This is a genomic window from Mycobacterium sp. E183, from assembly GCF_001667735.1.
GTDB lineage: Bacteria > Actinomycetota > Actinomycetes > Mycobacteriales > Mycobacteriaceae > Mycobacterium.
In genome coordinates, this window is the sequence record NZ_LZJN01000178.1 from 1 (window position 1) to 12,429 (window position 12,429).

The 12,429-nt window shown below is 68.2% G+C and carries 10 protein-coding genes, 1 tRNA gene and 1 pseudogene; 7 read left to right on the forward strand and 5 right to left on the reverse strand.

Going from position 1 to position 12,429, the window contains the following annotated elements; genetic code table 11:
- Positions 1 to 383, forward strand: a pseudogene (locus A5691_RS29200) (homoserine dehydrogenase); the annotation flags it as partial.
- Positions 384 to 473: 90 nt separating this feature from the next.
- Here A5691_RS29200 and lysA read toward each other — a convergent pair.
- The gene (lysA, locus tag A5691_RS20930; protein ID WP_068015066.1) at positions 474 to 1,892 is read right to left on the reverse strand and encodes a diaminopimelate decarboxylase; all 1,419 of its coding nucleotides are present in this window, start codon (positions 1,890 to 1,892) and stop codon (positions 474 to 476) included.
- A complete protein-coding gene (argS, locus tag A5691_RS20935; protein ID WP_068266778.1) occupies positions 1,889 to 3,541 on the reverse strand; it encodes an arginine--tRNA ligase in 1,653 nt (550 codons plus the stop codon). The genes lysA and argS overlap by 4 nt, the downstream gene beginning before the upstream one ends.
- A gap of 115 nt (positions 3,542 to 3,656) precedes the next feature.
- On the opposite strand from argS, the gene A5691_RS20940 reads away from it, so the two are divergent.
- Positions 3,657 to 3,729 (forward strand) — tRNA-Arg (locus tag A5691_RS20940).
- 75 nt (positions 3,730 to 3,804) lie between these two features.
- Here the strand turns inward: A5691_RS20940 and A5691_RS20945 are convergent.
- Entirely contained in the window at positions 3,805 to 5,238 is a 1,434-nt protein-coding gene (locus A5691_RS20945; protein WP_068015970.1) for an MFS transporter, read from the reverse strand.
- Positions 5,239 to 5,402: 164 nt separating this feature from the next.
- Between A5691_RS20945 and A5691_RS20950 the strand changes: the two genes are divergently transcribed.
- Genes A5691_RS20950 through A5691_RS20960 form a run of 3 tightly spaced genes read left to right on the forward strand, consistent with a single transcriptional unit; the run spans position 5,403 to position 7,933 of the window.
- Positions 5,403 to 6,146, forward strand: coding sequence for a GntR family transcriptional regulator (locus A5691_RS20950; RefSeq protein ID WP_082950435.1), 744 nt, complete (start codon positions 5,403 to 5,405; stop codon positions 6,144 to 6,146).
- Positions 6,147 to 6,158: 12 nt separating this feature from the next.
- A complete protein-coding gene (locus A5691_RS20955; protein WP_067782021.1) occupies positions 6,159 to 6,869 on the forward strand; it encodes a phosphonatase-like hydrolase in 711 nt (236 codons plus the stop codon).
- The gene (locus A5691_RS20960; RefSeq protein WP_067889868.1) at positions 6,866 to 7,933 is read left to right on the forward strand and encodes a zinc-binding dehydrogenase; all 1,068 of its coding nucleotides are present in this window, start codon (positions 6,866 to 6,868) and stop codon (positions 7,931 to 7,933) included. Before A5691_RS20955 ends, A5691_RS20960 begins: the two co-directional genes overlap by 4 nt.
- 254 nt (positions 7,934 to 8,187) lie before the next feature.
- On the opposite strand, the gene A5691_RS20965 is transcribed toward A5691_RS20960, so the two are convergent.
- Positions 8,188 to 9,954 (reverse strand): GNAT family N-acetyltransferase, encoded by a 1,767-nt coding sequence (locus tag A5691_RS20965; RefSeq protein ID WP_067747682.1) that lies wholly within the window; start codon positions 9,952 to 9,954, stop codon positions 8,188 to 8,190.
- A gap of 90 nt (positions 9,955 to 10,044) precedes the next feature.
- Between A5691_RS20965 and A5691_RS20970 the strand changes: the two genes are divergently transcribed.
- Together A5691_RS20970 and A5691_RS20975 are read left to right on the forward strand one after the other, a co-directional pair.
- The gene (locus tag A5691_RS20970; protein ID WP_067747680.1) at positions 10,045 to 10,824 is read left to right on the forward strand and encodes an alpha/beta fold hydrolase; all 780 of its coding nucleotides are present in this window, start codon (positions 10,045 to 10,047) and stop codon (positions 10,822 to 10,824) included.
- A 188-nt stretch (positions 10,825 to 11,012) separates the two neighbouring features.
- On the forward strand, positions 11,013 to 11,777 hold the full coding sequence (locus A5691_RS20975) for a S9 family peptidase (protein ID WP_067747679.1): 765 nt from the start codon (positions 11,013 to 11,015) through the stop codon (positions 11,775 to 11,777).
- A 44-nt stretch (positions 11,778 to 11,821) separates the two neighbouring features.
- On the opposite strand, the gene A5691_RS20980 is transcribed toward A5691_RS20975, so the two are convergent.
- Positions 11,822 to 12,322, reverse strand: coding sequence for a nitroreductase family deazaflavin-dependent oxidoreductase (locus A5691_RS20980; RefSeq protein WP_067747677.1), 501 nt, complete (start codon positions 12,320 to 12,322; stop codon positions 11,822 to 11,824).
- Positions 12,323 to 12,429 lie beyond the last annotated feature (107 nt).

Below are 12,429 nucleotides of genomic sequence, written 5' to 3' on the forward strand. Positions count from 1 at the left end.
ACGATCTCGCGGCTCGTGTCGGCGCGCCCCTGGTGTTGCGCGGCGTCGGAGTCCGGCGGGTCGCCGCCGACCGCGGCGTTCCGATCGAGCTGCTCACCGACAACGTCGAGGAGCTCGTCTCCCGCGAAGACGTCGACATCGTCGTGGAGTTGATGGGGCCGGTGGAACCGGCGCGAAAGGCCATCCTGCGCGCGCTCGAGCACGGCAAGTCGGTCGTCACCGCGAACAAGGCGCTGCTGGCGACCTCCACCGGGGAGCTGGCGCAGGCCGCCGAAAACGCCCACGTCGACCTGTATTTCGAGGCCGCGGTCGGCGGCGACCCGCCGGACTCCGACGCCGCGCAACACCAGGGGCGCGCCGACACGAGCCGCGAGATCGTCGGCGCTGCCCTCGATGATGCGGACAACTTCGCTTCCGACGTTGCCCAACCCGAGCACCGCTACGCCCACTGGCTTTTCGTCACGGGGCACCGTTCACCTCACTTCCAGACTCAGCAGATCGTCGACCGTCTCGCGGCGCAGGATCAGGCGGGACCGGCCCGCACGCACCGCCACCACCGCCGGACGGCAGATCATGTTGTAGCGGCTCGACAGCGAATAGCAGTACGCGCCGGTCGCGGCGATCCCGAGCAGGTCACCGGGCTGCAGATCGTCGGGCACCCACGCGTCGCGGACGACGATGTCGCCGCTCTCGCAGTGCTTTCCGACGATCCGCGCCAGCGTCGCCGGTGCGTCGCTGGCGCGTGAGACCAGCCGGGCGTCGTACTGCGCGTCGTACAGGGCCGTGCGGATGTTGTCGCTCATGCCGCCGTCGACGCTGACATAGCGGCGCTGGGCCGTGCTGCTCACGTCGACATCCTTGACGGTGCCCACCTCGTACAGCGTGATGGTGCCCGGCCCGGCGATGGCGCGTCCGGGCTCGACCACCAGTCGCGGGGTGGGCAAGCCCACGGCCGCCGACTCGTTGCCGACGATGTCCGTCAGCTTGGCCGCCAGGTCGGCCACCGGCGGCGGGTCGTCGGTGCCCACGTAGGAAATCCCCAGCCCCCCACCGAGATCCACGGTCGAGATCTGACCTGTCTTGTCGACGCCGAATTCGTCGACGATTTGGTGCAGCAGCCCGATGACGCGGTGCGCGGCGACCTCGAAGCCGTCGACGTCGAAGATCTGCGAACCGATGTGGCTGTGCAGGCCCACCAGGCGCAGGTGGTCGGTGGCGAACACCCGGCGCACCGCGGCCATCGCCGCGCCGCTGGCCACCGACAACCCGAACTTCTGGTCTTCGTGTGCGGTGGAGATGAATTCGTGCGTGTGTGCTTCGACCCCGACGGTGAGGCGGACGTAGACGTCCTGGACGATGCCGGCGTCGGCCGCGATGGCGTCGAGGCGCTCGATTTCGGTCATCGAGTCCAGGACGACGTGCCCGACACCGGCTTTGACCGCCGCCGTGAGTTCCGCGGCGGATTTGTTGTTGCCGTGGAACGTGATCCGCTCGGGCGGAAAGTCGGCGTGCAGCGCGATGGCGAGTTCGCCGCCGGTGGACACGTCGAGCGAAAGGCCTTCCTCGTCGACCCAGCGGGCGATCTCGGTGCACAGGAAGGCCTTGGCGGCGTAACACACGTTCTGGCCGCCGCCGAAGGCCGTCGCGAGTTCGCGGCAGCGAGACCGGAAGTCGTCCTCGTCGATGACGAACAGCGGCGTGCCGTACTCCTGGGCGAGCTGGGTGACCGGGATCCCCGCGATGCTGGCTATTCCGTTGTCACCGCGAAGAATGTTGCGCGGCCACACATTCGGCGCGAGCCGAAGCAGCTCGTCGGGCGACTGCGGCCGCGGCGCGCTGTCGGGGTGCCGGGTTTCTTCGGCGTGCCGAGGACCGGCGGGGTGCACGTTCACATTCGCTCCGGAGCGGTGACACCGAGGATCGTCAGCCCGTTGGCGATGACCTGGCGGGTGGCCTGGCACAGCGCCAGGCGCGCGGTGTGCAGGTCGGTGGGCTGCTCGTCCCCCTGGGGCAACACCCGGCACGAGTCGTAGAACCGGTGGTAGTCGCCGGCCAGGTCTTCCAGGTAACGGCACACCCGGTGCGGCTCCCGCAGGGACGCAGCCGTTTTGAGCACGCGGGGGAATTCCCCGATGCTGCGCAGCAGCGTCCCCTCCTTGTCGTGGCTGAGCAACTCGAGGTGCCCGGTGTCGGGGACCAGGCCCAGCTCCGCGGCGTTGCGGGCCAGCGCCGACAGCCGGGCGTGCGCGTATTGCACGTAATAGACCGGGTTTTCGTTCGACGCCGACGACCACAGTGCCAGGTCGATGTCGATCGGCGTGTCGACCGAGGAGCGGATCAGGCTGTAGCGCGCCGCGTCGACGCCGATCGCGTCCACCAGGTCGTCGAGGGTGATCACCGTTCCGGCCCGCTTGCTCATCCGGACGGGCGCGCCGTCGCGGACCAGGTTGACCATCTGCCCGATCAGCACCTCGACGTGGGCCGGGTCGTCACCGAACGCGGCGGCCACGGCCTTGAGCCGGGCGATGTAGCCGTGGTGGTCGGCGCCGAGCATGTAGATGCACAGGTCGAAGCCGCGCTGCCGCTTGTCCAGGTAGTAGGCGATGTCACCCGCGATGTAGGCCGGCTTGCCGTCGCTCTTGATCACGACGCGGTCTTTGTCGTCGCCAAAGGCGCTGGTGCGCAACCAGGTTGCGCCATCCTTCTCGTAGATGTTGCCGGTCTCGCGCAGCCGGGCGATGGCCTGGTCGACGCGGCCGCTGGTGTGCATCGAGTCTTCGTGGGTGTAGACGTCGAAGTCGGTGCCGAACTCGTGCAGCGACTCCTTGATGTGAGTGAACATCAGGTCGACACCGATCTCGCGGAACGTCTCGTGCATCTCGGCGGCGGGCAGGCTCAGCGCGTCGGGCGCCTTGCCCAGCACCTGCGCGGCGATGTCGTTGATGTAGGCGCCGGCGTAGCCGTCCTCGGGCGTCGGTTCGCCCTTGGCGGCGGCGATCAGCGAGTTGGCGAAACGGTCGATCTGGGCGCCGTGGTCGTTGAAGTAGTACTCGCGCTCGACGGCGGCGCCCTGGGTGCTCAACAACCGGCCCAGCGCGTCGCCGACGGCGGCCCAGCGGGTGCCGCCGATGTGGATGGGCCCGGTGGGGTTGGCCGAGACGAACTCCAGGTTGATCTTGTGGCCGGCCAGCAGGTCGGAATGGCCGAAGGTGTCGCCGGCGTCGATGACGTTGTTGACGACCACCGCCTGCGCCGACGCCTCGAGGCGCAGGTTGATGAAGCCGGGCCCGGCCACCTCCGCCGAGGCGACTCCGTCGGCCCGTGACAGCGCCTCGGCCAACCAGCCGGCCAACTCGCGGGGGTTGGCGCCGACCTTCTTGCCCAGCTGAAGCGCCAGGTTGCTGGCGTAGTCGCCGTGCTCGGGGTTGCGGGGCCGCTCCACCGTGACCGTCGCCGGCAGGGCGGCAGCGTCCAGCCCGCGCTCGGCCAGCACCGCGGAAGCGGTGCTCCTGAGCAGCTCAGCGAGGTCAGCGGGGGTCACAAGCGTCCATCCTATTGGCTGAGGTGCCCGCGCCCCGAATCCATTGCGGTGGTCGAGCGGTCACCGCGATGCGTTAGTCTGTCTGGGCCCACCTGGCGCATCATGATCTCCATGCGCCCCCGTAGCTCAGGGGATAGAGCGTCTGCCTCCGGAGCAGAAGGCCGCAGGTTCGAATCCTGCCGGGGGCACCCCCTCGAACAGCGCGCTTGCGAGCGGGTCCCACAGTGGGCACAAGCGAGGCGGTATGCGGTTCTCCTCACACGTCATGCGGTGAGCGGCTCCGGCGAGAGCCGTTGTCGCGAAGTGGCGTTCGCCGAAGGCCTGGGCCTCAACCGGTCGCTGACCTCGTCGAGCGCGCGGCCACGGGGTTCCGGCAGCAAGAATGTCGTCGCGATCGCCGCGACGTAGCAACCGAACGCCAGCAGCGTCACGGCCCGTAGCCCCGAAGACGCGAGGACGAGCGGCACCACCAGCGCTCCCCCGAATGCGCCCACCTTGGCGACGCCCGACGACAGGCCGTGCAGGCTGCTGCGGAAGGTGGTCGGGTACGACTCGGCGGCCAACAGCATGGTGGTGTAGTTCGGACCGAACGCGATGCCGAACAGAGAGAGTCCGAAGACGATCCCGAAGGGCAGGACGGCGCTGCTCAGGCTCGGCACCACGGTGATCAACAGCATGGCCGACGCACATAACGTGAAGCCGACGATTTGGAGTCGACGCCGGGGCCATCGGTCGAGAACGAAGAGCCCGGCGATGGCGCCGACCAGGCTGAAGCAGACAACGAGCACGGCGTTGAGCGCGATGTTGGACAATGTGGAGCCGTGCGGGCTGATGGTCTTGATCAACAGCGGCTGACTCACCGAGTTGCCGTACACCGCGACGTTGAAGAAGAACCAGCTTCCGGCGGTGCCCAGCAGGGTGATGAGCACCTTGCGATTCGTCAACGCCAAGCGCAGCCCACCGATCGAAGCCTTGGAAACCGTTGCTGCCGTGAACGTTTCGTTGCCCGCTCCGGCGAACTTCTCGAAGTCATGGCGGGCCTGCCGCTCGTCGCCATGCTCGGCCGTCCACCGGGGCGACTCCGGCATGTGGCGACGCTGGTAGAGAACCAGCACCGACGGCAGCACGCCCAGCCCGAGGATCACTCGCCAGGCCAGACCGTTGTCGACACCGACCGCGAGGACCAGCAGGCTGACGAGATAGGCACAGACCTGACCGAACACGTAGAACAGGAACGTCAGGCCGACGAGCTGGCCACGATTTCGCGCGTTGGCGTACTCGGTCATGATGACGCCGCTGGCCGGGTAGTCGCCGCCGATGCCCACGCCGAGAATGAGCCGGCCGACCAACAACACCGTGAAGTTCGGGGCGAATGCCGACACCAGGGCTCCGATGATCATCAGCACGGCTTCGAGCCCGTAGACGCGCCGGCGGCCGAAGAGGTCGCCGAGCCGGCCGAACACCATTGCGCCCACTGCGACCGCTAGCAGCGTCGAGCTTGTCAGCATCGAGATCTGACCGCTGCCGAGGTGGAATTGGGGTGCGGCCAGCAGCGTCACTGAGCCGATGACGTTCAGGTCATAGGAGTCGGTGAAGAACCCCGCACCGGCGGTCGCCGCGGCCTTGAAGTGGAAGACGCCGAGTTGGGCGTCGTCGATGGACTTTCCGACGCTCTGGTTGTTGGCGACGTCAGTCATGGGAGCTCCGATTCCAAGGGCGCCGACTTGTCATTACAAGAACCCTCCGGCAGCGGTTCACTAGCTGTCAACGCAGGAACGGACTGGGCAGCAGATGTTCATATTCTCTTAACCGACAGCCTGATTCGCGGGTCGGAGCCCGGACACACATGTATAGTCAAGTCGTGGCAATCGCATTGCATGAGGTCATCGCCGACAGCCTGAGGGAACAGATCCGGCTCGGTGAATTGGTCGTCGGTGCGCCGCTTCCGTCGGAGTCTCGGCTGTGCCAACAGTGGAACGCGTCGCGCGGACCGGTGCGCCAGGCGCTGGCCACCCTGCGCGCCGAGGGCGTAATCGCCGGCGGGCGCGGCAAACCGCCGGTGGTCTGTTCCGCCGCGACCGGACAGCCCTTCGACACGCTGCTGTCGTATTCGGCGTGGGCGCACTCGATCGGCCGCACGCCCGGGCAGCGGACCCTGGAGCTGGCGCTGCGGCGGGCCGACCAGCACGCCGCCTCGGTGCTGCACGTCGACATCGACGCCCCGGTCGTCGAGGTGTTGCGGCTGCGCTACCTCGACGACGAGCCCGCGATGCTCGAGCGAGCGGTGTTCGTCGAGCACGTCGGCAGGCGCCTGTTCGACTTCGACTGCGATTCGGGATCCCTGTGGGCGTACCTGCTTTCACAGGGCGTGCAGTTCGCCCGGGCCTCCCATGTGATCGACGCGGTGGCCGCCGACGCGCTGGACGCGCGGCACCTCGGTGTGCCTGAGGGGGTTCCGTTGCTGCGTCAGCAGCGAACCACCCGCAGCCCGGACGGCGAAGTCCTCGAATACCACGACGACCGGTACCTGCCGGGACTGGTCAGCTTCACCCTCGAAAACACCCTTGACGCGCGCTGCGCCCTGAGCCGCAACGCCAAGCCCTGAGGAGCCGAGTTCATGACGATCTTCGCGCCCGAAATCGTGGTCCTGGACATGGCGGGCACCACGATCGACGACGGTCAGCAGGTCTACCGCGTGCTCGCCGAGACCGCGCGAGCCCACGGGGCAGCACCGTCGGAGGCCGAAATCACCCGCTGGCACGGCGCCTCGAAGCACGAAGCGCTGCGTGAACTGCTCGCCTCCCGCTCCGGAACGCCCCCGAGCACGGGCGAGCTGGAAGTGGTGGTCAACGATTTCCAGGCCCGGCTCAGCACGGCCTACGCCGATCACCCGCCGCGCCCGCTGCCGGGGGTCCTGGAGGCGCTTTCCACGTTACGCGGGCGCGGCGTAAAGGTCGCACTGACAACGGGATTCGACCGCATCATCGTCGAATCGCTGCTGTCGGCGCTCGGATGGATGGACGACGCGGTGGCGGACACCGTCGTCTGCGGCAGCGATGTGGCCGCCGGGCGCCCCGCGCCCTACATGATCTTTCGCGCCATGGAACGGCTGGGCGTGACCGATGTGGCGCGCGTCCTGGTTGCCGGTGATACCCCCCGCGACCTCCAAGCCGGCACCAACTCCGGTGCCGCGCTGGTGGTGGGCGTCCTCTCGGGAGCCAGCGACGCCAACGAACTCGGTGCCCACCGGCACACCCACCTGCTGCCGTCGGTGGCCGATCTACCCGGCCTGCTCGGCGTGCGCCCGGTGGCGATGAGCGCTCCATGACCGGCACAGCCGTCGACCGACGGATCGACGCCACCGCCGCGGCGGTATGGCGGGGCGGCGACCGGATCGCCGTCGAGCGCGTGGCGGTGCCGCCGCTGGGACCGGCCGACGTCCTCGTCCGGGTGCGCCTGGCCACCGTGTGCGGCAGCGACCGGCACACCGTCAGCGGCCGTCGTGCACAACCGTGCCCGTCGATTCTCGGCCACGAGGCCGTCGGTGAGATCGTCGCCGTCGGACAAGCGGGCAGGTGCGACGTGGACGGCCAGCGCCTACACCCCGGGCAACGCGTCATCTGGTCGGTCACGCTGCCCTGCCAAACCTGTGACCGCTGCCGCGCCGGAGTGACCGCCAAATGCCGCACCGTCCGCAAGGCCGGGCACGAAGCGCTCGACTCGGGTTGGGCGTTGTCCGGCTCCTATGCCGAATATGTCTTCCTACCCGGCAACTTGGCGATCGCGGTCGTCGGCGACGACCTCAGTGACGCCGTCGCCGCTCCCGCCGCCTGCGCGACGGCCACGGTCACGGCGGTGATCGACCGCGCGGGGCCGCTGACCGGCAGGCGGGTCATCGTCGTAGGGGTCGGCATGCTCGGACTCAGCGCTGTCGCGGCGGCGGCCTCGGCCGGCGCTTCCGTGGTCACGGCGGTCGATCCCAGCGCCGAAAGAAGGCAACTGGCAAGGCAATTCGGCGCGACCGACGAGGCGGCATCGGCACCCGACGTGGACAGCTGCGACGTCTTGCTGGAGTTCTCCGGCTCATCGACGGCCTTGCAGGCCGGATTGGCCGCGCTGGACAGTCAGGGCGTCGCCGTCCTCGCCGGTTCGGTCGCCCCCGACGCCGCCATCGCGCTCGACCCCGAACACGTGGTTCGCCGGCAGCTGTCGATCTTCGGCGTGCACAATTACGAGCCACGGCACCTCAGTGCGGCGCTGAGCTTTCTGCGGGCGACGCACGATCGGTTTCCCTGGGGGGAGCTGGTTGCCCGGCCCCGGCCGCTCGCGGACGTCGCGAGCCTGCTCGTCGGATCCCCCGGCCCCTCGCCGCGATATTCGGTCGCGCCCTAGGCCTTACGGGGTCAGCGCCGGCCGGGTGGCCAGCGGTGCCAGGTCACCGGTTGGCGTTGAGCAGCTGCCGGTTTGGGAAATACCGCCGCGCTGCTGTCGTAGATATGGATGGTCTTGACGCCTTACAGATTCCAGAACAGCGCCGCCCGCGCCGACGGCACGTACACCGCCGCGAAACGGAAATGACTGGTGCACAGACAATCGGGGACTACGCCATCACGCACGCTGAAACGTTGACCGCGGATAAACCGGACTCAGATGGTGCGTTTCAGCCCGACGTGGGCGGCGTGGTACCCGAGCCGGCGATAGAACGCCCGAGCCCGTTCGCGAGCCTCGTCTGTGGTCACCTGCGCCAGCTGTGCGCCGTGCGCTCGGCCGTAGTTGTGTGCCCACTCGACGAGTGCAGTACCAAGACCCTGTGCGCGTTCGGCTTTGGCGACCCGTAATCCCTCGATCTGCAGCCGGGTGGCGCCGCCGCGGGAAAGACCGGGAATGATCGTCAATTGCACGGTCGCGACGACCATGTCGGAACCGTTCATGACGACGCCGAGGTAGTTGGATCGGTCGCGAACGACGATGTCGTAGGCCGCCTCGTAGCGTTCGAGTTCGGCGGCTTCGCGTTCCTGACCGAATTCGTCGTCGGAGAGCAGCTGGGCGATCACCCCCACGTGTTCGCGCGTCGCGCGCTGCACACGATATGTGCGGCCCGCCACCCGCAGCAGTCCCCGAACCGAGGACTGCGCCAGTGCCTGTAGGCGCGCCACCAACAGGTCCAGCCACGCCCCCACGTTGGTTCGTGCCTCCGCGGTATCCGGGTAGCGGCATCGCAGATGTAGCCCGGACTCGTCCTGGATGAACCAGAGCATGACGCCGTCGGTGTCAACGCTCGCGCTCACATACTGGGCGTCGAGTCCGACCGAGTCGATGCGCACCGGAAGTCTGCTTTGGTCCAGCCAGGAAATCGCGAACATGCCTGGCGCGATGGGCATTCCACCCCACGGAGCCAGTACGTCGGCCAGTGGCCAGGAACCAAGCTGCACGGCCTCTTTGACGGCGGTGGCCGCGGCGTGGGGCTCGGCAACCGCCGACTCCAGGACCGAATTGGTGATGAACCAGCCCACCGAGTCGTGCCATTTGTCTTCAAATCGGCTGTGCACGGGGAAGACCGCGCGCAGCGGCGCCCCGGCCAACTCGCGGGTCACCGCGGTCATGGCGACCACGGCGAGTGCCAGCGTCGAGACACCGTCGTCGCGTGCCTGCGCGGCGAACGCGGCGCCGTCATCGACATCGAACACGTCACGCACTTCAACGCGTTCTGGATGCGGCCCGGACTCACCCAACGGCAGCGGAAACCGTGGCATCACCCCACCGCTGTCGCTGATGATTTGTGCCCATCGCGCGCGCACGCGTTCCGGTGCCGCGGGAAGGTCCAGCAATGCCTGCGTGTGCACGACAAATGCCGGCGGCGGTTGCGGCGACGGCATACGTCCGATCCGGGCGTCGGCGAGCATCGACAACAGGTCCCGCGCAATCACCAGCATTGACCACATGTCCACGTGGGCGTGGTCGGCGGCGATCACCACCGTCAATCCGGCGGCAGTCTCCAGCACACACAATCGATGTGAGGGCCGCTGATAGGGCGAGCACGTCGCATTGAGAACCACTCGCAGTGCGTCGTTGACCGCCTGGCCCGCAGCGATCTCGTGCTCTACCCACTGGCCTGGGTGAATATCGATCTCATGCAGTTGCGGATCGCCGTCCGCCCCGGGTGTGAATGCCGTTCGCAGGGTGCCGTGGCGGGCGATCACGGCCAGCCACGCATCGGCCAACGATTGGCGGCTGACCCCCGCCGGCAACCGAATGGACAGAGCCATCCAGGAGCCGGGTCGTGCGCCGGCACCAACGTGTATGCGCTGGTCGAAGGACACCGGGAGCCGGCGGCCGAGGTCAGACACCGAGACGTCGTAGCCCCAGAGTCGTCCAAAGGGTAGCCGCAGGTGCGCGACGTTGGTCAGCCGCATGGCGGTACCTTAACGCCCCGGTTAGCCTGAATGCTCGGTCTGCGCGGTCGGCTCCGGGGCGAGCCGTCCGGTCGTGAGAAGAGTTGCGTGATGTCCACTTTCGTGGTTCCTGGAGCGGAGCTTGCGGTTGAACTGAGCGATGAAGGTGGTCATCCGGTAGTTCAACTGCATGGACTTACCTCCAGCCGCGCGCGTGACCGGGTGCTCAATCTCGACCTCGGCAGGGGCCTGAGCGGGACCCGACTGCTGCGGTACGACGCACGCGGCCATGGCAAGTCGACCGGGCGCAAGGTCCCGGAGGATTACCGATGGGAAAGCCTTGCCGAGGATCTCCTGCAGCTGCTCGACAAATGGTTTCCCGGCGAACGGGTGCACGGAGTGGGCCCCTCCATGGGTGCCGGCACACTCCTGCACGCGGCCGCCCGCGAGCCGGACCGCTTCGCCGGCCTCACGCTCATGGTGCCGGCCACCGCGTGGGAAACCCGGCCCGCGCAGGCCGAGATCTACCGGGTTGCGGCCGAATTTATCGAAACCGAGGGAGTCGGGGCATTCATCGCGTCGGCGCGTGGGGCGACTCCGCCGCCGGCCACGGTCGGCGCGCCCGAAACAGTTCCCGATGTGGCCGACGCGCTGCTGCCGTCACTGTTTCGGGGCGCGGCTCTCAGCGACCTGCCCGCTCGCGAAGCGGTCGCACGAATCGATGTGCCGACGACGATTCTGGCCTGGGTCGGCGACCCGGCGCATCCGATGTCGACAGCGGAATCGCTTGCCGCACTGATGCCGCGGTCAACGCTCACCGTGGCGCACACCCCGGCCGATGTCGAGACCTGGCCCCAGATCCTGAGCCAAGACGTCGCCCGCAGGGGGTGAGTTGTACGCGGTTGTCGCACAACGGCTTTCGTTTCGGCCGTGAGCGATCCGGCACGCACACCCGCAATATGCCTCTGAACTGCGAATATGTGGCTCGATTCCGCAGTTATTGTTCCTGCCGGGGACACAAACCTTCTCGCAGTAGGTCGGCCTTACGACCGCCGGCCCGGGCGGGTTAGATCGTCAGCATGGGCGAACGCGTCACATTTCAGGGCTCGACGGGCGCGCAACTGGCCGGCGTCATCGAAGTGCCCGACGGGACGGTGCGGGGCTGGGGCGTGTTCGCCCATGGCTTCACGCTCGGCAAGGACTCGCCCGCCGCGGCGCGGATCTGCAAGCAACTGGCCACCGACGGCATCGGCATGCTGCGCTTCGACGCGCTGGGCCTCGGCGGGTCCGAGGGCGACTGGGGCGACGGGTCGTTCACCGTCAAGGTCGACGACATCGCCAGGGCGTGCGAATTCATGACCGGCCGCGGAACGCCGGCCGACATCCTGATCGGGCACTCGTGGGGCGGCGCCGCGGTGCTCGCCGCGGCCCGGCAGTCGCCGGGAGTGCGGTCGGTGGTGACGGTCGCGGCGCCGGTCGACCCGAGCCACGTCGAAAAGCATTACGACGCAGTCGTCGACCGCTGCCTGACCGAGGGCAGCGCCGAATGGATGGTCGGCGGGCGCACGCTGACGCTCAAGCGGGCGTTCGTCGAGGACGTGCGGCGGGCCCACCTGCGCGACAAGATCAAGGGCTTGCGCCTGCCGCTGCTCATCCTGCACTCGCCCACCGACAACACGGTCGGCATCGAGAACGCCAGCGAGATCTTCCGCTTGGCCCGGCACCCGCGCAGCTTCGTCTCGCTCGAGGGCTCGGATCACTTCCTCACCGCGCGCGGCCAGGCTCACCGGGCCGGGCGAATCATCGGCGCCTGGGCCGACGCGTACCTGGGCGATACGGATTAGGCGGCGAAGCGCGAACGACTCTGTGCGACAGCGCCTATCGTCGTTCAGTTCCGCGGCAGGACGAACGCCTCGATATGCCGCTTGCCTGCCCGCACTTCGTACTTGCGCCAGCCGGGATACAGCTCGAGGCCCTTCGCCCAGATCTCGTCGCGCTCGCCCGGCGTGGCGAGCCGCGCCGTCGTATGCCAGGTGTCGCGGCCGATGGTCACCGTCGCCTCGGGGTGGGCCTTCAGGTTGTGATACCAGGCGGGATGCTTGGCGCCGCCGAAGTTGGATGCGATGAGGGCCAGGCCATCTGGATGGGGGATCCCATACACGGCGACGGTGCGGGGCTCGCCGGATTTGGCGCCGGTGGTGGTGAGCATGACCACGGGGATGCCGGTTGCGACGCCGGCGAAGCTGCTTCTGCCGCCGCTGACCTTGGTGATGAACCGGTCCAGGTGGTGCGCCGTGGGGCGCAGCAGCGCCACGCCCACCGTCGTGGAGGCGAAGCGGCGCATGACCCGGTGGAAGGCGTTGGCATCGGCGAAGGTCTGGCCGGACATGGGTGTCATTGTGACGCGACGGAGCATGGCGTGGGGCGTATTCGCCCGACCCGAATAACCCGTCGAAAACGCCCCACGGGTGTCGCCCGCGACATTAAGCTGCTGGT

Bases quoted from the DNA above. Each gene is read 5' to 3' on its own strand.
- A5691_RS20945 (WP_068015970.1), bottom strand. From the start codon at position 5,238: ATGACTGACGTCGCCAACAACCAGAGCGTCGGAAAGTCCATCGACGAC.
- A5691_RS20955 (WP_067782021.1), top strand. From the start codon at position 6,159: ATGACGATCTTCGCGCCCGAAATCGTGGTCCTGGACATGGCGGGCACC.
- A5691_RS20960 (WP_067889868.1), top strand. From the start codon at position 6,866: ATGACCGGCACAGCCGTCGACCGACGGATCGACGCCACCGCCGCGGCG.
- A5691_RS20965 (WP_067747682.1), bottom strand. From the start codon at position 9,954: ATGCGGCTGACCAACGTCGCGCACCTGCGGCTACCCTTTGGACGACTC.
- A5691_RS20970 (WP_067747680.1), top strand. From the start codon at position 10,045: ATGTCCACTTTCGTGGTTCCTGGAGCGGAGCTTGCGGTTGAACTGAGC.
- A5691_RS20975 (WP_067747679.1), top strand. From the start codon at position 11,013: ATGGGCGAACGCGTCACATTTCAGGGCTCGACGGGCGCGCAACTGGCC.
- A5691_RS20980 (WP_067747677.1), bottom strand. From the start codon at position 12,322: ATGTCCGGCCAGACCTTCGCCGATGCCAACGCCTTCCACCGGGTCATG.